General features: G+C 42.1%; 15 protein-coding genes and 1 pseudogene. 8 read left to right on the top strand and 8 right to left on the bottom strand.

Annotation, left to right across the window (positions count from 1 at the left end):
* Positions 1–2 precede the first annotated feature (2 nt).
* The gene (locus tag GD631_RS21235; RefSeq protein ID WP_143257903.1) at positions 3–2,960 is read right to left on the bottom strand and encodes a SusC/RagA family TonB-linked outer membrane protein; all 2,958 of its coding nucleotides are present in this window, start codon (positions 2,958–2,960) and stop codon (positions 3–5) included.
* A 354-nt stretch (positions 2,961–3,314) separates the two neighbouring features.
* Between GD631_RS21235 and GD631_RS21230 the strand changes: the two genes are divergently transcribed.
* Positions 3,315–3,536: a carboxypeptidase-like regulatory domain-containing protein gene (locus GD631_RS21230; RefSeq protein ID WP_143257904.1), complete on the top strand. Its 222-nt coding sequence runs from the start codon at positions 3,315–3,317 to the stop codon at positions 3,534–3,536.
* A gap of 219 nt (positions 3,537–3,755) precedes the next feature.
* Here GD631_RS21230 and GD631_RS21225 read toward each other — a convergent pair.
* From GD631_RS21225 to GD631_RS21215, 3 genes and pseudogenes are all read right to left on the bottom strand, one after another.
* Positions 3,756–3,851, bottom strand: a pseudogene (locus tag GD631_RS21225) (ribose 5-phosphate isomerase A); the annotation flags it as partial.
* 296 nt (positions 3,852–4,147) lie between these two features.
* Complete coding sequence (gene trhA / locus GD631_RS21220; protein ID WP_143257906.1) at positions 4,148–4,798, bottom strand: PAQR family membrane homeostasis protein TrhA; 651 nt, start codon at positions 4,796–4,798, stop codon at positions 4,148–4,150.
* Positions 4,799–5,028: 230 nt separating this feature from the next.
* Entirely contained in the window at positions 5,029–5,928 is a 900-nt protein-coding gene (locus tag GD631_RS21215; protein WP_143257907.1) for a diaminopimelate dehydrogenase, read from the bottom strand.
* A gap of 218 nt (positions 5,929–6,146) precedes the next feature.
* Here GD631_RS21215 and ruvA point away from each other — a divergent pair, with 218 nt between their 5' ends.
* Entirely contained in the window at positions 6,147–6,752 is a 606-nt protein-coding gene (ruvA, locus tag GD631_RS21210) for a Holliday junction branch migration protein RuvA (RefSeq protein ID WP_143257908.1), read from the top strand.
* A gap of 1 nt (position 6,753) precedes the next feature.
* The gene (locus GD631_RS21205; RefSeq protein ID WP_143257909.1) at positions 6,754–7,746 is read left to right on the top strand and encodes a DUF3843 family protein; all 993 of its coding nucleotides are present in this window, start codon (positions 6,754–6,756) and stop codon (positions 7,744–7,746) included.
* A gap of 463 nt (positions 7,747–8,209) precedes the next feature.
* Here GD631_RS21205 and GD631_RS21200 read toward each other — a convergent pair whose 3' ends face one another.
* On the bottom strand, positions 8,210–9,046 hold the full coding sequence (locus GD631_RS21200; RefSeq protein ID WP_143257910.1) for an outer membrane protein assembly factor BamD: 837 nt from the start codon (positions 9,044–9,046) through the stop codon (positions 8,210–8,212).
* Between the two features lie 163 nt (positions 9,047–9,209).
* Between GD631_RS21200 and GD631_RS21195 the strand changes: the two genes are divergently transcribed.
* Positions 9,210–10,643, top strand: a complete 1,434-nt coding sequence (locus GD631_RS21195) for a CCA tRNA nucleotidyltransferase (RefSeq protein WP_143257911.1) — start codon at positions 9,210–9,212, stop codon at positions 10,641–10,643.
* Positions 10,644–10,847: 204 nt separating this feature from the next.
* Here GD631_RS21195 and GD631_RS21190 read toward each other — a convergent pair whose 3' ends face one another.
* The 3 genes from GD631_RS21190 to GD631_RS21180 form a co-directional block, all read right to left on the bottom strand.
* Positions 10,848–12,011 (bottom strand): M24 family metallopeptidase, encoded by a 1,164-nt coding sequence (locus GD631_RS21190; RefSeq protein ID WP_143257912.1) that lies wholly within the window; start codon positions 12,009–12,011, stop codon positions 10,848–10,850.
* A 232-nt stretch (positions 12,012–12,243) separates the two neighbouring features.
* A complete protein-coding gene (gene gdhA / locus GD631_RS21185; protein ID WP_008024724.1) occupies positions 12,244–13,581 on the bottom strand; it encodes an NADP-specific glutamate dehydrogenase in 1,338 nt (445 codons plus the stop codon).
* Between the two features lie 216 nt (positions 13,582–13,797).
* A complete protein-coding gene (locus tag GD631_RS21180) occupies positions 13,798–15,909 on the bottom strand; it encodes a prolyl oligopeptidase family serine peptidase (protein WP_143257913.1) in 2,112 nt (703 codons plus the stop codon).
* A 146-nt stretch (positions 15,910–16,055) separates the two neighbouring features.
* Here GD631_RS21180 and GD631_RS21175 point away from each other — a divergent pair, with 146 nt between their 5' ends.
* From GD631_RS21175 to GD631_RS21160, 4 genes are all read left to right on the top strand, one after another.
* Positions 16,056–17,291, top strand: a complete 1,236-nt coding sequence (locus tag GD631_RS21175; RefSeq protein WP_143257914.1) for an AAA family ATPase — start codon at positions 16,056–16,058, stop codon at positions 17,289–17,291.
* Between the two features lie 5 nt (positions 17,292–17,296).
* A complete protein-coding gene (locus GD631_RS21170; protein ID WP_143257915.1) occupies positions 17,297–17,938 on the top strand; it encodes an HNH endonuclease in 642 nt (213 codons plus the stop codon).
* A 4-nt stretch (positions 17,939–17,942) separates the two neighbouring features.
* The gene (locus tag GD631_RS21165) at positions 17,943–20,912 is read left to right on the top strand and encodes a PEP/pyruvate-binding domain-containing protein (RefSeq protein WP_143257916.1); all 2,970 of its coding nucleotides are present in this window, start codon (positions 17,943–17,945) and stop codon (positions 20,910–20,912) included.
* Between the two features lie 534 nt (positions 20,913–21,446).
* Entirely contained in the window at positions 21,447–21,911 is a 465-nt protein-coding gene (locus tag GD631_RS21160) for a calycin-like domain-containing protein (RefSeq protein ID WP_185911533.1), read from the top strand.
* Positions 21,912–22,093: the final 182 nt, after the last annotated feature.

Here is a 22,093-nt window from a genome sequence, read left to right as displayed (position 1 = left end):
GATTAAAATTTAATGTTGAAACCAAAGCCGAAACTAGCTGTCTGCGGCATTGAATAATCTTCAAATGCTCCTGCCATGTTGTTGTTACCCTGACTGGCTTCCGGATCAAGGTCAGGCAATTGAGCCCAGATTAGGATATTTCTGGCAAATGCGTTTACAGAAAGTTCCATTGAACGTTTTTGAAGAATTTTGTAGTTGACAGCCACTTCACGCAGTTTGATGAAAGAGTTGTCATATACTGAAGATTCGTCGATATCGTTCAGACGGCTGTAATATACCTGTTGTGCGTTTGCACCAGTGATGGCGATATCATTTTTAGTTCCATCGGTTTTGTATCCGTCGAAGATGATGGTACCTTCGCGGTTTTCCGTTCTCTTGCTGACACCGTAGTAGTCTGCAAGTCCGGTTGTTCTACTGTACATCTGCCCACCCTGTTTCCAGTCGAGTACTGCACTGATTGTACACTTCCATAAGCGTAATGTGGTGTTGAATCCCATCAGGAAGTCCGGAGAAACTTTACCGATTACCTGTGCTTCACCAGCGATAGGAAGACCGTTTTCGTCCACCAGGCGATTGCCGTTTTCATCTCTCTTGTAGCCTACACCATAGATTACAGGGAATTTTTCACCTGCTGAAGCGCGTACCTGTGGAGTAACATAACCACCCAGAGAGATATTTTCTACTCCCGGTGCCAGTTCATCTACGTAGTTGTCGATTTTGGTCCAGTTGAATGCAAAATCCCAGTTGATATTCTTCGTACGGATGGGGTTGAAGCCGAGAGTGAATTCATGCGTATTGGTATGAATCTTACCACCGTTGGTGAGCAGCTTGCTAGCACCGGTAGAAGAAGCCAAAGGCACTTCAAAAATCTGGTCTTTCACATTCTGACGTGAGTATGTATAGCTGAATGTGATTAAGTTATCGAGGAAGTTCATGTCAGTACCCACTTCATACGAACGTGTGTTCTGTGGTTTCAGTTTCGGGTCAAAAATCGTGTAGTACGGAGTATAGGCGGTAGTACCTTTCATAGGATACATGATTGGAGTCAGCATATAGAAACCACCTCCGTATGTCGGAGTTGAGTAGTAGTTTTCGAGGAAATTTCCTGCTTGTCCTACTTCCGCATAAGATACTCTCAATTTAGCGTGATTAACAACATTGTTTTTCAATGCATCCAGTTCCGTCAGGATAAAACCTGCTGAAATAGAAGGATAGAAGAACGAGCGGTTGTTGCGTGGCATATTAGATACGTAGTCCTGACGTCCGGTGAGGGTCAGATAAAGCATATTTTTGTAAGAAGCCGATACGTTACCGAAGAATCCCACCGTGCGGTTTTTCCACGTCTCTTCCTCTGTCTGTTGAGTAGTGGCATTGTTGATGTGGTTCCATCCCGGGAAGTTGTAGTTCGTACCATATTCATAATACTTCTTTCTGTTGCTTTGGATAATTTCGTTACCCAATACGGCGTTCAGTCCCCAGTCCTCATTGATGTGCCAGTCGTAGTTGATGGTCAGCAAAGAGTTGTATGTAGCGTTCGTCCAACCGTAGTTTTCGATTTGTCCGCGACCGCCACCCGTGTTACTACCGTATCCGTAGCTGTCTACATAGTGAGTGGTGTAAGCATCCACGCCGACCATGTATTTTGCGTTCAACTTGTGGTTAGTTGTACCGAAATCAGTCTGATAGCTTGCGTATACATTTCCGAAGAAACGGTTAGTATCTTCTGTGAATTTGTTGTTTTCCATCGCCCAATAAGCGTTGTCAAAGCTACCACGGAAAGAGTTCTGTGTGTATTGGTTACCGTCTACATGGCTTGGAATCCCGGCAAGATCATAGCTGGGAGGAGCTGCGTAAACCGTTCTCAACAGACCGTTACCGGAAGTCACTGCCTTGTCGATAGAAGTAGTGATATAATTGGCTGTAAATCCGGAACTCCAGTTGTTGGTCAGTTTGGTGTCGGCACTAACTTTTACATTATATCTGTCCATACCGGTGCTTGAGATAATACCGTCCTGATGTGTATTTCCCAATGAGATAGAGTAGGAGCTTTTTTCGAGCATCTGTGCAACATTCAGTGAGTTGCTCCAAGTGATTCCTGTATCAAAAAAATCTTTGGCATTGTCGTATGCTTGTGGAGTGACCCATGGGTCAAGACCGGCTGATGCACGTTGAGGAACATAATATTTTCCTTGTTGCTTACCATACTGTTGAGTGTATTTGTTGTCCGTGTTACCACCGTATGTTGCATCGTTGGGAAGTTCGGAAATCTTGGGTCCCCAAGAGGTTCCTGATGTGGCACTGAATTTTCCACCCGAACCTTGTGCGTATGTTTTCTGAAACTCCGGCAGACGGCCGACTACATCGAAGCTGACATTAGAAGAGAAGCTAACCTGCGGTTTGCCTTTTTCCAGTCCTTTACCACTTTTGGTTGTGATGATAATCACACCATTGGAAGCACGGATACCATAAAGTGCAGAAGCAGCTTGTCCTTTTAGGATGTTGATACTTTCAATATCATTAGGGTCGATATCTACCGCACGGTTGGCGAAGTCTGCCCCGCTCACACTACCATTGTTCTGTATATCTGTGCTAACGTCCGGCGTACTGGTTACCGGCATTCCGTCAATAACGTAAAGCGGAGTGTTGTCACCCGAGAAAGAACGTGCACCACGAATGGTAATCTGTGAAGAAGCTCCTGGCATACCACTTGAAGGCTTAACGTCCAAACCGGATACTTTACCTTGCAGCGCTCCTGCCAGATTGGAGTTGGCAGCTTGCGTCAACTGATCTGATTTTACGTCCTGAACGGCGTAACCCAGTGCCTTCTTTTCACGCGAGATACCCATAGCTGTCACTACAACCTCATCCAGTGCCTTCGCGTCACTTTTTAATACGACTTTTATTACTCCCGGTTTGATGGAAACGTCCTGCGAAATCATTCCTACATAAGAAATGCGCAAAGTTTTAGCAGAACTTGGTACATGAACGCTTCAGTTTTCATCATTGTTAATAGTTATTTAGTATTCTTGGAGATATAAAATGATAAAAAGATACCGTTTTGGAGGAAATAATGTTCTTTTTTTCTTGGAAAGGCGGCTTTTTGCGATATCTTTATGATAGAGCTTTTCTTTTAAAATAAGCTAATTTGGAAATGTAATATTTGAACTTGTTATTTTTAGGTGGCTTATTGCTTACAGAATGATATTTTTTAGTTAAAAACGTAACGCTTTTTTTAATCTGTCGTAATTAGTGTTATCTTTGCAACCTGTTAGAGACAAAAAATCTGTTTATAGGTTAAATTTAAGAGAGAATTTATGAAAAGAAAATTGATGTTCTTAATGACCTTCCTTTTTATAGGTATAGGTCTGGTGACAGCGCAGACATCCAGAGTTACCGGTTTGGTTACTTCTGAAGAAGATGGACAACCTGTCGTAGGTGCTTCAATATTGGTGAATGGCACTACCCTTGGTACTATCACTGATATTGATGGTAAGTTTACAATCGCGAATGTACCAAGTTCTGCTAAGACTTATTGATTTTTTTTCTTCCTGTTTTTTCGTACTTTCCTCTTCTATCTTATTGTTTTTCAGTGATTTTGTTTCATTTTTCGCAAATATACCCATTCTTTCGGTTTCTTTTATTGAAACTTTCCTTATCAGTTCTTATTTATTTAGTCGTCTCTGTTTCTCATTAATTTTGAGATGGGGGGTAATATTCTACCCGAATTTTTAATGAATTTCCCGGTTTACGTTCTTTTATTCTGCCACGATAATTTCGACATCGTAACCTATGAAAAGACCGCTCTCTATGACACCGGTAATAGTTTTAAGTTTCTCTATATATAACGAATCGGCGAATCTGTTTGTATGTTCGTTTCAATTTCAGATGGGAAAAGTCTCTTCAACGGCCATTCAATCATTTAAATAGTTGATAAACGATTCGTTAATTTTTAACTTTGTTGCGTTAAACGTTAACGAACCTCTGCTTTTTATTAAACCGTGTTATAAGTTAGGCAGCTTGGCCCCGGAAATTTGGAGATAACCGAAAAGTCCGTATCTTTGTACTGTGTTTTTCATAGTATTAGATTTAAGGTTAACAAAGATTGGCTGTCTGGGATAGATAGCCTTTTTTTTGTCCCTACTATTCCTTATAGAATCAGCCAGATGGCAATGATATGTCCGATGCTGCCTCCCAGACAAAACAAGTGGAAAGTGGCATGCATGTATGGTTTGCGCAACGAATAAAAAACAGCTCCCACGATATACGAAACTCCTCCGCCAATCAGCCACCAGAAAGCGGTAGTGGCTCCCAACTCTGCCAGATGATCTAACAAAGGTTTCATGGCTACTAATATACAGGCGCCCATACCTACGTAACAAGCAGTTTCGAGATTACTATGTTCTTTCAGTTTTTTGAAGCTAAGAATGAAACCGGCGATAGCCGACAGCCAGACGAAAGTAAAAATTCCCCATCCCCATCCGCCGGCATGCCGCAGAACGAGCAGGGTAAAAGGAGTGTAGGTTCCGGCAATGTGCAAATAGATAGCTCCATGATCGAATTTACGGAGCAGTTCTTTCAGCTTTCCCGGACGGCTGCCGTGATACCACGTAGAACTGACATAAGAAGAAAGCATCCCCGCCAAGTAGACAGATACACAAGCAACTGCCCACTGCGGCTCTACATTTTCGGAAGCCTTTTCCAATAACAAATATCCGGCCACGATTCCAAGCAGAATGCCTATTCCATGACTAAGGGTATTTGCCCATTCTTCTATATTATTGTATCGTTTGTTCTTCAATGTTCCTTTTTTTGAATTGTTAAGCCACAAAAATATTGAGTCGCAAAGATACTTTATTTTCCGTAAAGCATTTCCCCCTTATTCTTTTTTTAGAATGATTTTTCCACTGTATTGCCTGGCTACTTGCTTGCGGAAATCAAGAAATTTTTGTAGTATGTTCATAAAGATAAAAAATAGAGAAAGGTGCATCACCTTTCTCTATTCAATTTTTATTTTATGTATAAAATATATTATACCAAATGTCCGATCCATTCTTCACGGTCGCCGGGGAGAAGGTCGATAACAGGAACTTCTACCATTGTGTAGCATCCCGGTTGTTGCTTCATCGAAGCACGTGCCACGCATACCAGCACTTGTGCTGTCAGTGCGGGGTTGTTAATACGCATATTAAATTCGAACAACTGATTCTGTGTTTTGCCGGATACACCTTTGCGGGTGAGATTCACGCCATGACCCATATCCAATAGAGCGTCTACGCTCGGAACGAGTTTCACGTGCGTTTCATCATTCACGAAGTAAGGATCTGCTTTGATGGCAGCCGCTACCTCTTCGAATTTATATCCGTCTTTCAGTTCGATGTATACCATGCGGCGGTGGATTCCTGTGCCGGTAGGAATAGTCATGGAAAGAGCGGCTTTCACCCCGTCGATAGCTTTTACGGCTACTGTGTGTCCCATGCTCATACCCGGACCGAAGTTGGTGTAAGTGATTCCTTTCGGAGCAATCGCTTCCAGCAGGGTGCGTACGATAGAGTCGCTTCCCGGATCCCATCCGGCAGAGATGATCGATACGGCTTTATGTTCTTTGGCGGCAGCATCCAGTGTGCGGCGTAAGTCTACGATACCAGTGTGGATATCGAAACTGTCTACCGTATTAATTCCCATTGCCAGATATTCTTTTGCATATTTCTCAACGCTGCGGGTTGGCGTGCAAAGAATAGCTACGTCTACATCCCCCAACTCTTTTATGTCCTTTACTACTGCATAGTTTGCCAACTCTTCCGGTTTGTTCTCTGCTCCTGCACGACGAACGACTCCGGCTATTTCGAAATCAGGTGCCGCCTGAAGCGCTTCTAGTACATAATGCCCAATGTTACCATAACCAACGATGGCAGCTCTTACTTTTTTCATTCTTTTCTTGGTTTTAATGAACAAATTTCTTTCTTTTGCTTGCAAAAGTAAACAATTTACTACTAACTTTGGTTCATTCGCTTTAATATTTTATTTTTTTTCACTAGCAGGCAATACCGGTCCGCATGAAAGCAAATCAGGGTGTGATGTATTACATCGAAAAAACTCTGTGGCCTCTGTGTCCTCTGTGGTGAAATTGTTTTATCTTTGTCCCTGTTATGATAGAATATATTAGAGGCGAACTTGCCGAACTGAGTCCGGCAACCGCAGTGATTGACTGTAACGGGGTGGGATATGCCGCCAATATATCCTTGAATACCTATTCGGCTATTCAGGGAAAGAAAAACTGTAAGCTATATATTTACGAGGCGATTCGGGAAGACGCGTATGTGCTTTACGGATTTGCCGAGAAACAGGAACGGGAGATTTTCCTGTTATTGATTTCCGTTTCCGGAATCGGGGGGAATACGGCACGTATGATTCTCTCGGCGCTCTCACCTGCCGAACTGGTGAACGTAATCAGCACCGAAAACGCGAATCTGCTGAAAACGGTGAAAGGTATCGGGCTGAAGACTGCACAACGGGTGATTGTCGATCTGAAAGATAAGATAAAAACAATGGGAATGTCTGCTGCCGGTGGAGGTGCTTCCGCAGGTTTGTTGCTGCAACCTGCCAATGCGGAAGTGCAGGAAGAGGCAGTGTCTGCATTGACAATGCTTGGTTTCGCTGCCGCGCCTTCGCAGAAGGTGGTGTTGGCTATCTTGAAGGAAGAGCCGGATGCTCCGGTAGAAAAGGTTATCAAACTGGCTTTGAAACGTTTGTAGTATGAAACAACAGAAAATTTATATGAAGGCATGGCTGGATGCTCACGGTCGTGTAAAGGCGGTGGATACGGATGAGTGGTATCTGGATTTCGCTAATCAGCTGTTGCCATTGGTGACTGAATCGTATATATATGGTGGGAAAGACATGGAAGAAGACCAGAAACGAGTGGCTTTGACATGTGCTTTATACTTGGAAGACTGTGTGGCAGACGGAGGAAATTGGCGTCAATTTATTCACTGGCATCAGGAAAACTACGGACGTTACCTGCCTTTCTACGCTTTGACGGACGAATATCTGCCGGATGAAATCAACCGTGAAGATGTTGTTTTCCTTTTGTGGGCAATCAATTCACCGGTCGGTGATGATTTTGACGGAGTGGAGAACCCGATGGACGCAGATTTGCTGGAGTTTGCAGATGCGCTATACAACCGTTTGGATGCTGCGTTTGAATTGGCTCCTATCAGTGATTACCTTGCAACGGACTGGCTGATGGAAACGGAACTGATGCAAAAGAAGCGAATGCCTCTGCCGGTAGCTTTGCCGGGAGAAAAAATGCCTGCCAACGTAGAACGTTTTCTTGAAGCAAGCAAAGGTGAACCGCTTTTATACTTCGACTCTTACGATGCGCTGAAATTTTTCTTTGTGCAATCATTGAAGTGGGAGGATGAAGAAGATTCTCTGTTGCCTGATTTGAACGCGTTTGATAACTTCGTGGTTTTCGCCAATCCGAAAGGGTTGTTGATCGGTCCTGACGTGGCCGAATATTTTGCTGACAAACACAACCCGCTTTACAATGCTGAACTAGCAGAAGAGGAAGCATACGAGCTGTTTTGTGAAGAAGGTTTATGCCCGTTTGATTTGTTGAAATATGGAATGGAACATGATCTGTTGTCAGAAGCACAGTTCCCGTTTGAGAACGGGAAAGAGCTGTTGCAGGAAAACTGGGATTTTGTGGCTCGCTGGTTTTTGGGTGAATATTACGAAGGAGAATAAGAAGAACAAGAATAAGATATAACTACTGTTTATATAAGTGTTGTCTATGCCAATCAAAAAAAGTAACAATCCTTTCGTCGGAAAGACAAAGTCCGCAGCCGGTAAAAAGAAGACAACCGGAAAACGGGTCGGAAAATCAAAACAGGAAAAGGCTAATAATCAATTGAATAGAAGGGTAAAATAAGGATGTGGAGGCTACGCCGTTTTTGCTTGCCAGGCTACGCCGTTTAATGATGACAGACTACGCCTTTTCTCCATACCAGGAAACGCCTTTTCTCCTACGCAGAGAATAAAGAGACTCATTATACATTTGACGGGAATGGTTGTCGTTTATGAAAAATAACAACTATTCCCGTCAGTTTTATTGTTAACCGATAGCTTTTTCTGCTAAATAGCTTCTCTTTTGACGGTTATGAGTGTTACTGTGGATAGCTTTCTTTTTGCCAAATGGATTTCCTTTTTATTAGTCGGTAATTTTCTCCTGTGCCTTCCGTTCTTTTTTCTTATTGATAAATCCGATTTTCAGATTAGCTTCCTCTTGTTCTTTTTTAATCTGTTCCATCGCAGAGAGGATTTGCGCTAATTCATAAACATTTGCTGCGGCTTGCCGGTCGGTGGGACTCATCGTTGTTTTATAGGTACGGTCGCCTATATATTCCACACGGATATTTTTGTCTTTATTGAGATGTAGGAATTCGATTACATTTCCGTCTTCTCCCAGTTTGTAATCAGCTTTTTCTATTTTCTCGTTCATATCGGTTGTTTCGTAGCTGTCTTTGGAGCTTGGAGTTTCGGCAAAACTGCCGTCAGGAGCAATCACTTTCACTTTGTTGTGGTGGATATTGCCGGCACCGCAATAGATAGAGGTCATACTCATGATGCCTTGCTCGTTCACTTGGAAGCGGAGGTACGAACGGTGCATATTTTTCTCAATGGTCTGTGTAGGCCAGAGGTAGTTGCCTACTTGTTGATATTCGGCATCTTTTTCTAGTGTGAATTTGTCTTTGATGGCGTTGAATTCTTTCGTTTTTGCTTGAAAGGCGCTGTCCAGATAAGCAAGTGTTTTTTGCTGTGCCTTTGTTTCAACATCAAGCATCAGTGCCTGTCCCGCCTTACGTGCTTCGAACGCTTTGGGATACAAAATCTTGATACTGTCAATTTGCAACTTAGCTTCTTCATAGTCGCCACGTTCGTAGGCAGCCTTGGCAACCATCAGTTTTTCATTGGCTTTTTTCTCAAGGCCATTTCCGCAGGCAGCTAATGCCAGCGTACCACAAAAGAGGATAATCAGTTTTTTCATCACAAATTCTATTTACTAGTTTTATTATTTACATGAATAAGCAGTGTCCGTTTGCCATTCACTGTTCATCGTTCTGTTCTTCATTCACTTTATTAGCGGCAAAAATACAAATATATCCCTTATTTTTGTAATTTTGTCCCCTCAAAACTTATAACTAAAAAGAATGATAGAGTTGACTCAAGAGGAATTGAAGCAGCATTTTAGCGAACCCATCTTCGGACAGATAGCCGAAACGGCCGATGCGCTCGGCATGGAGTGTTACGTGGTAGGTGGTTACGTTCGTGATATTTTTCTGCAACGTCCCTCTAAAGATATAGATGTAGTAGTTGTAGGAAGTGGAATTGCAATGGCAGAAGCCCTTGGAAAACGGTTGGGACGTGGTGCTCATGTTTCTGTTTTCAAGAATTTCGGAACAGCACAAGTAAAATACAGAGGTACGGAAGTAGAGTTTGTAGGTGCGCGTAAGGAGTCTTATCAACGGGATTCGCGCAAACCGATTGTTGAAGACGGTACGCTGGAAGACGATCAGAACCGTCGTGATTTCACGATCAATGCTCTTGCCGTATGTCTCAATAAAGCACGTTTTGGCGAACTGGTGGACCCCTTCGGAGGCATGGAGGATATGAAGGAAAAGACAATCCGTACTCCGCTCGACCCGGATATCACTTTCAGTGATGATCCTTTGCGCATGATGCGTTGCATCCGTTTTGCTACGCAGCTGGGCTTTTACATTGACGATGATACTTTTGAATCGCTTTGCCGGAATAAAGAACGGATTGAAATCATCTCCCGTGAACGTATTGCGGACGAATTGAATAAGATTATTCTTTCTCCGATTCCCTCAAAAGGTTTTATTGATTTGGAACGTAGTGGTTTGCTGTCGTTGATTTTCCCGGAATTTGCTGCCTTGCAGGGTGTGGAAACCCGGAACGGACGTTCGCATAAGGATAATTTTTATCATACATTGGAAGTGCTGGATAATATCAGCAAGAAGACTGATAACCTTTGGTTACGCTGGGCTGCCTTGCTGCATGACATTGCCAAGCCTGCCACGAAACGTTGGGAACCTAAAGCGGGATGGACGTTCCATAATCATAACTTTATCGGTGAAAAGATGATTCCGAATATCTTCCGCAAGATGAAGTTGCCGATGAATGAGAAGATGAAGTACGTGCAGAAGCTGGTCAGCCTGCACATGCGTCCGATTGTTATCGCGGATGATGTGGTGACAGACTCGGCTGTACGTCGTTTGCTTTTTGAGGCGGGAGATGATATTGATGACTTGATGATGCTCTGTGAAGCGGATATTACTTCCAAGAATATGGAACGTAAGCAGCGTTTCCTGAATAACTTCCAGTTGGTTCGACAAAAACTGAAGGATTTGGAGGAGAAAGACCGTGTCCGTAATTTTCAGCCACCCGTGAGTGGAGAAGAAATTATGGAGATTTTCGGTTTGGAACCTTGTCGTGAAGTCGGTGTTCTGAAAAGTGCTATAAAGGATGCTATCCTGGATGGAGTGATTCCGAACGAATATGAGGCAGCTCATGCTTTCATGCTGGAGCGGGCTAAGAAGATGGGGCTGACACCGGTGCGCTGATATAGGGTGGATCAAAAAAACTTCCGTAAATATTCTCAACTGTACTTATCCTTATGAGAAAAAATACTCATAGTAACGAGAAAAAATACTCATTACTATGAGAATTTTTTCTCATTGCAATGAGTATATACCCTTGTCAGAATAGGCTGAAACAGTTCATAAGCGTACCGAAACGAGCTGGTTTTAATCTAAAACCGCACTTGTTCAACTTAATTCAATGATTTCTTCATTGCAGTTCGTCAGTTTTTCTATTCCTTCGTTGGTTACCACCCAAGAGTTTTCAATACCTACCGGACCTACACCCGGAATAACGATTTTCGGTTCGAGGGCAAAGACCATGCCCGATTCTAATGGTTGTTTCATGCGGGGAGCCAATACCGGAGCTTCATTAATTTCGAGTCCGATACCGTGGCCGATAAACTTGGCTTGTTGTCCTGTTCCCATGAATTTGTCGGCAAATCCGGCTTCTTTGGCTATTTCGGCAGCTGTGTCATAGAGCACTTCACAAGCAATGCCCGGTTTGGCAATGGAAGCAATTTTTTCCTGAATATCCAAACAAACCTGGTGGGCGGTGTAAGCCTCTTCTGGCAGTTTGCCAATTGAGAATACACGGCTCATGTCGTTCATGTAGCCGTTGAAGTTGCCTCCCAAGTCCACCATAACGCTCTGACCTTCCTTTAGCGGAGTTTTATTCGCTCCTCCCGGCAAAGCAGGATCAAGTCCCTGTCCACCTAAAGCAAAATCATAAGGAGAGGGGTATCCGGCATTGTCTCCGGTCAGTACGCTACCCATGAATATTTCCATGCTGCGTCCGAATACCCGGAAAATTCCGAGGCAACCTTGCAGACGCATCAGGCGTTCTATTTCAATGGAAAACTCGATGTCCGTCATACCGGGGCGATATACGCTTGGAATCTGCTCGTATGCCTTGGCGTGGGCAATGCCCGAACGGCGGAACATCTCAATTTCTACAGGTGTTTTCACGCTGCGTGCCTGGCGGATCAACGGGGTGCCATTTACAACTTCTGCTTCCGGAAACAGGCTGGCCAGACGGCAATATTCCGTATAAGGAAGCTCGTCACCTTCTAACATCAGTTTGGTTGGCATCGGCAATCCTTGTTCTTTCAACAGGTCAAGGATTTGTTCCGGTTTGCGAATCGAGAACGAATGTTCTCCTGTGATATTATTAGGGCGTTTGAAAAACAATAGTGCAGGCGAATGAAGAGGGAGGTAAAGATAGCCACTGACTACACAGCCATACGTGTAAATTAAATTTGCATTACAAGTGATAAGTGCGGCGTCGATGCCCTGTGACACCATCAGACTGCGAATCTTGTCACGGCGAAATTTCAATTCGGGTTGTAGCATTTTTTATTTATTACATGATTATTAATTACAAAACTATCAATGGTAAATTATTAGTTGTGAGTTGTTTATCTGATATAACAAATTCACAAACCATTATTTAACCTATCATGCCACAAAGATAATTAATTCCAGCGAAAATAATGTTAATCTCAAAAAAATAGCGCCACCCGCGTCCTGTCACAGGAGGCGAGCAGCGCAAACCACAAATACAAATACAACTAAACAAAGTCTTCTAAATAACGCCTTGTCCCATCATTGCGTGAGCTACTTTCATAAATCCGGCAATGTTGGCACCCTTCACATAATTAATGTATCCGTCGGGTTCCGTGCCGTATTTCACGCATTGTGCATGGATGCCGTGCATGATTGCATGGAGCTTTTCGTCCACTTCGGCAGCACTCCAGCTTAGGTGCATTGCGTTTTGAGACATTTCCAGACCGGAAGTGGCAACACCGCCTGCGTTGACCGCTTTACCCGGAGCATACATTATCTTATGTTCGATGAAGAGATCGATTGCTTCGGGGGTACATCCCATGTTGGAAATTTCTCCGACGCAAAGTACGTCATTTTTTATGAGATTTTGGGCATCTTCTCCATTTAATTCATTTTGGGTAGCACAAGGAAGCGCGATGTCTGCTTTCACTTCCCACGGGCGCTTGCCTTCTACAAAGGTAGCATTCGGATATTGTTCTGCATAAGGTGCAACAATGTCATTACCCGAAGAACGAAGTTCGAGCATATAGTCTATCTTTTCACCGCTGATACCATCCGGATCGTAGATATATCCGTCCGGGCCGGAAATTGTAATCACCTTGGCACCCAGTTCGGTAGCTTTGGTAGCTGCTCCCCATGCAACGTTGCCGAAGCCAGAGATAGCGACTGTCTTACCTTTTATGTCAATACCTTTTGCTTGTAGCATCTGATTTACAAAATACAGACCACCGAAACCGGTAGCTTCCGGGCGAATCAACGAGCCTCCGAATTCTAATCCCTTACCGGTGAATGTACCTGTAAATTCGCGAGTCAGTTTCTTATACATGCCAAACATATAGCCCACTTCACGTCCGCCTACGCCGATATCACCGGCAGGTACATCCATATCCGGTCCGAGGTGACGCCATAGCTCCAGCATGAAGGCCTGACAGAAACGCATGATTTCGGCATCACTCTTACCGCGCGGAGAGAAATCGGAACCCCCTTTTCCACCACCCATAGGCAGCGTGGTCAGTGCATTTTTGAATGTCTGTTCGAAACCGAGGAATTTCAGAATGGAAAGATTGACGGAAGCATGAAAACGGATACCGCCTTTATAAGGGCCTATCGCATTATTGAATTGTACGCGATAACCGAGGTTGGTCTGTACCTCACCTTTATCATCCACCCACGTTACACGGAAAGTGAAGATACGGTCGGGTTCTACCAATCTTTCTATGATTTTAGCTTTTTCAAATTCAGGATGTTGATTGTATATATCTTCGATAGAAAGAAGAACTTCCTTCACTGCTTGAAGATATTCAGATTCACCGGGATGCTTAGCCTCCAAAGAGGACATGATTTTCTGGATGTTCATGATACTATGTTTTAAAAGGTTAATTCTGATAAAATGTCAACTAATTCACTGCAAATATAGGAAAATTTTTCAAAGTTGCTTGTTTTAATGCAGATATTTTGATTAAATAATGATAAAATGTCAATTTCTTCTGCTGAAAAACACAAAGCCCCGCAGCCTGTAATGTAAAATACAGGTTACGGGGCTTCTATGTGTTTATAAATAGGAAGTGTCGCTTTAGAATTTTGGTTTCATTCCTAAATTATACATGATGAATCCGTAAATATCAGCTTGTTCTTCCAGTACTTTGGCCATTGGTTTGCCTGCGCCATGCCCGGCTTTGCTGTCAATACGGATCAGTGTCGGATTGGTACCGTCGTTGTCAGCTTGCAGGGTAGCGGCAAACTTGAATGAGTGGGCAGGGACTACACGGTCGTCATGGTCGGCTGTAGTGACCAGTGTTGCCGGATATTTCGTGCCCGGTTTCAGGTTGTGCAGTGGAGAGTAGCCTTTGAGGTATTCAAACATCTCTTTGCTGTCTTCGCTTGTGCCGTAATCACTAGCCCAGTTCCAGCCGATAGTAAATTTATGATAGCGGAGCATATCCATCACACCTACCTGCGGGATCGCTACGCGGAACAGGTCAGGACGCTGTGTCATGCAGGCACCTACCAACAGACCACCGTTGGAACCTCCTACAATGGCGATTTTATCTTTATTCGTATATTTCTGGTCGATCAGATATTCGGCGGCAGAGATGAAATCGTCGAATACGTTCTGTTTCTGCATTTTAGTTCCGGCTACGTGCCAATCTTCACCGTATTCACTACCACCGCGCAGGTTTACTTGTGCGTAGATACCCCCATTTTCGAGGAATGGAATGCGCGTGGCGCTGAAGCCCGGGTTGAGGCTGATGCCGAAGCCGCCATATCCGTAGAGGAATACAGGGTTCTTGCCGTCTTTCTTCAAATCTTTCTTATAAGTAAGGAACATCGGAATTTTTACGCCGTCTTTGCTGGCGAAGAATACTTGTTCGGTCACAAAATCATCCGAGTTGAATTGTACTTTCGGGGCACGGTATAGTTCGTAGGTGTTCTGATCCATGTCGTATTTGTAGGTAGCACCCGGTATGGTGAATGAAGTGAATCCGAAGAAACATTCTTTGTCGTCTTTGTTGCCGCTAAAGCCTACGGAACCGAGTGACGGCAGTTGGATTTCCTGAATTTGTTTACCGTCGAGACCGTAAACGTATGCGTGGTTCGAGGCATCTTTGTCATAAGTAAGGAATAGTTTGCCACCGATCACTTCCGCATTTGAAAGAACAGCTTCCGATTCGGGTACGAGCTCTTTCCAGTCCTCCAATTTCGGACGGTTGATGTCAGCTACCATAATTCGGTTTTTCGGTGCGCCGTAGTTGGTATAAATATAAATCTGGTCGCCGATAACTTCAATCGGATAATATTGGTAGTCGAGGTCTGTAGTCAGTTGGATGAAGGGTGAATTCGGCTTTTTCAGGTCCCGTATAAACAGGTTGTTACCTCTTCCGGCGCCGGATTCTGTCAGGAAGAGAATCCGTTCATCTTCACTGGTGCTTGATGTGTAGAAACGTTTCGGATAAGCAGGGTTCTGATAAATCAGTTTATCTTTTGACTGTGGCTCACCGATTTTGTGATAATAGATTTTGTGATTTTCATTCACGTTAGAGAACTCTTTTCCTTTGGTCGGCGCATCATAGGCACTGTAATAGAAACCGTCTCCCTGCCAGGCGGCACCGGTAAACTTGGCCCATTCGATGTGGTCTTCCAGCAGTTTTCCGCTTTCGGTATCCATTACATAAATTTCAGACCAGTCCGAACCGCTGCGTGAAATACTGTAAGCGGTGTACTTGCCGTCGTTTGAGAAATAAAGACCGGTCAGTGCCACTGTTCCGTCGTCCGAGAGCTTGTTCGGATCGAGGAAAACACGCGGTTCGCCGTCCAGTGAGTCCTGCACATAGAATACACTCTGGTTCTGCAGACCGTCATTTTTACTGAAATAATACTTCCCATGTTTTTTGATCGGGGCACTGATCTTCTCGTAATCGGCCAGTGTCGTCAATCGTTTCAGCAGGTTTTCGCGGAACGGAATCTGGCTAAGATACTCATTCGTTACTTTGTTTTGTGCTTCTACCCAGGCAGTAGTGGCTGCACTGGTGTCATTTTCCAACCATCTGTAAGGGTCGGGAACTTGTGTGCCGAAGTACACATCTACAGTGTCTACCTTTGCCGTCTCGGGGTAGACCAGCTTTTTTTGTTGGGGAGCGCATGATATCACCATGATTCCACTCATTAATAAAGTTACTTTTTTCATGTGAATAAAAAGTCTTTTTGAATAAACTTAAAGTTACAAATCTACAAAATAATAAGAGATAAACAAGTAAACTTTATAAAGAAGATGATGGAAAATGAGATTTAAAGAATTAACTTTGCAAAAGTAATCATCAAGTATAAAGGACTATGGGTAATTTTATTACGAGTATCAAGGTTAATCATATTTTTCATTTGGAGAACTTTTGTATACCAATCTCTGAAAATGAAAAAAAACATCTGATTATTACGGGAAAGAACGGAAGTGGTAAGACTATTTTGTTGAATGCAATTGTGGAGCATTTAAGTCAGGTTTGTAATGATAAGACATTGAGCTTTTTAGATTATGAGAAACATTTAGAGTCTTGCCGAACACGGTTACAGCAATATAAAGTTGTAGGTGATTCACAGAAAATAATATCTAACCAAGATAGTATTGAATTATATAAAACTTGGATTGAAGAAGTTTATGGAAAAGTAGAACTTTCATTCCATGATATATACTCCATCTCTAAGGATTTTTTTAGTCAGAACTTTATTATAGCCTACTATGCTGATGAACGTAAGTCTCTTTTTGTAGAACCTAAGAATCCTGTTAAGCCGGATTTGAAGATGAAGACTGATCTGAAACATAATAAAGTAGATCAGTTCTTGAATTTTATGGTTGACTGTAAAGTGCAAGAGGCCTTGGCTCGTAATGAAGGAAAAACAGAGGATGCTGATTATATTCGTCAATGGTTTGTCGGCTTCCGAAATATTCTTCGTCAGATATTTGATGATACAACCTTAGAACTTGATTTCAATTATAAAGATTACTCTTTCCTCATTCAAACACGCGGAAAGTCGTTTAAATTCACCGAACTATCAGCAGGGTATTCGGCTGCATTAGACATTGTAGCCGATTTAATTTTAAAAATGCAATCACAGAATAATGTGGTCCGTGCATACGAGAAAGAAGGAATTGTGTTGATTGATGAAATAGAAACGCATCTTCATTTGGAACTACAACGAGTGATTTTGCCGATATTGACTACTATTTTTCCTAATATACAGTTTGTTGTCACTACTCATTCCCCTTTTATTCTTAATTCTTTAGAGAATGCTGTTGCTTTTGATTTGGAGCATCGTGAACCAATTGAAGATTTAACGGATTATTCTTATGAAGCATTAGCAGAAGGTTACTTTGGTGTTCGTACAGACTCCAGTGAGATTCAAATGCGTTTACAACGGATGGAAGAATTGATTCGTTCCGATCGGCTTTCTATTTCGGATAAAAGTGAGTTGGAAATGTATCTGCAGGATTTTGATAAGATTCCGGAAGCAGTTGCTCCTGCTATTAAAGCTAAATATTATGATCTGAAAAGAGAGTGGCAAAATAAGAATTAATTAAGATGATTAGAATTTGTAAAAATGCAGATAAGCCACAAACTTTAGATAAGAGTTATAATACGGACGAGGTCTGCAAACAATTACTGATGGATCAGAATGATAAATGTTATCTATGCGAACGGCGTTTGACAACTGATTATCAAGTAGAGCATTTTAAATCGCAAGCCAATAATGGAGACTTGAAACAAACATGGGAAAACTTATTTGTAGCTTGTGGATACTGTAACAATAAAAAGTCGAATAAGTATGATGATATCTTAGAACCGACTCAATATGATATCGAAACTATAATAGAACATTCAAATGATTTTGTTAATCAGAAAGTAATATTTGATAGTGATAATAGAACTTCTGAAGTACTTTCAACGATAAAGTTATTGAATTTATTATTTAATGGAAAACTATCTTATAGGAATTGTCGTGAGCAACGATTTTATGATGAATTTATTCAAAAAATGAATTTCTTTTCTTATGTTGTTGATGAATATATGTCAGGTAAGAAAGAATATTATTATCCGGTTATAAAAGAACAGTTGGATATTCGTAGTGAATATTTGGGATTTAAATATGCAATTATTCATAGTAACGATTTGCTGAAACATGATTTTGGAGATATGACGATTTGGAATAAAAAAGGAGAATGACTTTATGCTTAGTAAATATAAATTAAACCAGCTTTACTTCAAAGATACACAGTTCGCCAACCTGATGACAAGGCGAATTTTTAACGTGTTGTTAATCGCCAACCCTTATGACGCTTTTATGCTGGAAGATGACGGGCGCATTGATGAGAAGATTTTCAATGAATACACCTCTTTATCTTTGCGTTATCCGCCTCGTTTCTCGCAGGTATCCACAGAGGAGGAAGCATTGGCGCAGTTGGAAAATATGTCGTTCGACCTGGTGATTTGTATGCCGAGCACAGGAGATAATGACAGTTTTGATATTGGTCGTCATATCAAAGAGAAATATGAGCATATTCCTATCGTCATTCTGACTCCTTTTAGCCATGGTATTACCAAACGGATTATCAATGAAGATTTAAGCGCGTTTGAATATGTGTTCTGTTGGTTAGGCAATACCGACCTGTTGGTGTCTATTATCAAATTGATAGAGGACAAGATGAACCTGGAACACGATGTGCAGGAAGTCGGTGTGCAGTTGATTCTTTTGGTGGAGGATGGCATTCGTTTCTATTCTTCTATTTTGCCGAATCTGTATAAGTTCGTGTTGAAGCAGAGTCAGGAGTTCTCTACTGAGGCCTTGAATGCTCACCAGCGTACGCTTCGTATGCGCGGGCGTCCTAAGATTGTACTGGCACGTACGTATCAGGAGGCAATGGAAATTTATCATAAGTATCAGAATAATATATTAGGAGTAATCACCGACGTCCGTTTCCCGAAAGTGGAGCGGGGGGAGAAAGACGGTCTGGCAGGTATCAAGCTGTGTGCCGAGATACGCAAGAACGATCCGTTTGTTCCGTTGATTATCCAGTCGTCCGAATCGGAAAACTCTTCTTATGCCGCTAAGTATGGTGCCAGCTTTATTGATAAGAACTCAAAAAAGATGGACGTTGATTTGCGTCGTATTGTCTCCGATAATTTTGGTTTTGGTGATTTTATATTCCGGAATCCGGATACCGGGGAAGAGATAGCCCGTGTCCGGAATCTGAAAGAATTGCAAAACATTCTTTTTGCCGTGCCTGCGGAGTCTTTCTTATATCATATCAGCCGGAATCACGTGTCGCGTTGGTTCTATTCTCGTGCCATGTTCCCGGTAGCCGAGTTTTTGAAACCGATTACCTGGAATAGTCTTCAAGATGTGGATGCTCACCGGAAAATCATCTTTGAGGCCATCGTGAAGTATCGTAAGATGAAGAACCAGGGAGTCGTGGCAGTGTTTAAGCGAGACCGTTTCGACCGTTATTCTAACTTTGCCCGTATCGGGGATGGTTCTTTAGGAGGAAAAGGGCGTGGACTGGCGTTTATTGATAATATGGTGAAGCGTCATCCGGAATTTGAAGAGTTTGAGAACGCACGTATTGCTATTCCTAAAACGGTGGTGCTTTGTACGGATGTGTTTGATGAATTTATGGACACTAATAATCTGTATCAGATTGCGCTGTCAGATGCGGATGATGCTACGATTCTGAAATATTTTCTGAAGGCAAAGTTGCCTGACCGCTTGGTGGAGGACTTCTTTACTTTCTTCGATGTAGTGAAATCTCCGATTGCCATCCGTTCCTCATCTTTGCTTGAAGATTCTCATTATCAGCCGTTTGCAGGAATCTATAACACATACATGATTCCTTATCTGGATGATCGGTATGAAATGTTGCGCATGCTTTCGGATGCCATCAAAGGGGTGTATGCATCAGTCTATTTCCGTGACAGCAAAGCGTATATGCAGGCTACTTCGAATGTGATCGATCAGGAAAAGATGGCTGTTATCTTGCAGGAGGTAGTTGGCAATCAATATGGCGACCGTTATTATCCGTCTATGTCGGGTGTGGCCCGTTCACTGAATTATTATCCTTTAGGAGATGAAAAAGCCGAAGAAGGAACGGTTAATCTGGCTTTGGGATTAGGGAAATATATTGTAGACGGTGGTATGACCCTTCGTTTTTCTCCCTATCATCCCAATCAGGTGTTGCAAACCAGTGAAATGGAAATCGCTCTGAAAGAGACCCAGACCCGTTTCTATGCTTTGGATTTAAAAAATGCCGGACATGATTTTTCTATCGACGATGGTTTCAATTTACTGAAACTCCATGTCAAAGAGGCGGAAAACGATGGTGCCCTGCGTTATATTGCCTCTACGTATGATCCGTACGATCAGATTATCCGAGATGGTCTGTATCCTGGGGGGCGCAAGGTGATTACTTTTGCCAATATCCTGCAACATGATGTTTTCCCGTTGGCTCGTATTCTGCAGTTGGTCTTGAAATATGGTGAACAGGAGATGCGCCGTCCGGTTGAAATTGAATTTGCAGCAACGTTAAGTCGCGAACATGATAAATCCGGAACCTTCTATCTGTTACAGATACGTCCTATCGTAGACAGTAAAGAAATGCTGGACGAAGATTTGAACGAGATACCGGATGAAGATGTGATTCTCCGCTCATATAATTCGTTGGGACACGGTATCATGAATGATATTTATGATGTGGTCTATGTAAAGACCGATAATTATAGTGCCTCCAACAATCAGGCAATTGCTTGGGAGATAGAAAAGATCAACCAACAGTTCTTGAATGAAGGAAAGAATTATGTGCTTGTCGGTCCAGGACGTTGGGGAAGCAGTGATACATGGCTCGGTATTCCTGTGAAGTGGCCTCATATCTCGGCTGCCCGTGTGATTGTGGAAGCCGGACTGACCAACTATCGGGTAGATCCCAGTCAAGGAACACATTTCTTTCAGAATCTGACTTCGTTCGGGGTTGGATATTTCACTATCAATGCCTTTATGAATGATGGTGTGTATAATCAGGACTTCCTCAATGCGCAACCTGCGGTGGAAGAAACGAAATATCTTCGTCATGTCCGCTTTGAGAAACCGATGGTGGTCAAGATGGATGGAAAGAAGAAGCAGGGTGTGGTTTTGATGCCGGGAGATTAGGAAGATTGGGTAATTGAATATATATATCATATTATGTTATGCGTTTGATTGTAAATTGTTATTACAGTTGAGGATTTTATAGGTCTCTGCACTAATAAATCATTTTAGGATAAGTTCTTTAAGACATTTCTTTATCCATCGTATATTTGTAGCGTAGATTAAACTCTTTTGGATTTCTATAGCTGTATTGTATATATTTTTATGTATAACTACTTTTTGAGTATCGTTTTTAAAAGAATTTTTTGTGCATTTCAATCTATAATTTTGACTATTGACTTTTCCTGAAAAGCGTGTTTCTAGTCTATAAAATGCTACTTTTTATTTCTTTTTGAATGATGAACCTGAAAAATAGAACAAAAACAAGAAAAATAGACCTTGTATTGTATTCTTAATATTCGTTACTTTGCGCTATCTTTTGAGAAAATAGAGAAGGAAGATAATTCTAGCTTTCCTCTATTGTATAGAAATATTAATTATAAAGAGATGGTTATGAAAAGAATTACATTTTTTTTGTTTGCAATGCTAATTAGCTCAATGAGTTTGTTTACAGCTTGTAGTGATGACGATGATGATGCTACATCTTCTGAAATGGTAGCTGGTACTTATAATGGTACTTTGGTCGTTAGTCTGGGAGGAACGGAAGTTGCCAATGAACCTAAGTCATTGTCTTTGGTCAAGAATGGTGATGATGCGATCGATGTGGTTATTAATGATTTTAAGCTGAATGTAAGTCTTGGTGGAGCTGTTATACCAGTAAGCTTAGGTAACTTGAAAGTAGAAAAATGTACGTTGACACAGAAAGATGGAAAATATACTTTTAATGGTAGCAAAGATTTGAAAGATATAGAGGTGCCACTTGGTGATGGAGATCCCACGCCTGTCGATTGTACTGTTAATATTGTGAATGCTACAGTAGAAGGTAATAACTTGAATTTGCCAATCGTTGTAGGAGTAATGGGTACATTGACTGTTAATGTTCAATATACTGGAACGAAATAATAAGAATTTGAATATTATATTTACAGGATTTGCTCCTATGATAAGTAGCGACTGTATTAACCTACAAAGTTAAAGATTCAGAATGCAGACGCCTATGGATTCTCGCAATATTTAAATTTTATTTGTGATGACCGGTAGGTATCTGCTTTTTTATGAGCTACTTAATCTTTTCTTCCTCATGT

Origin of the sequence: Bacteroides luhongzhouii (genome assembly GCF_009193295.2) — a bacterium.
Classification (GTDB): Bacteria; Bacteroidota; Bacteroidia; order Bacteroidales; family Bacteroidaceae; genus Bacteroides; species Bacteroides luhongzhouii.
This window is presented reverse-complemented; position numbering and strand designations above follow the sequence as displayed.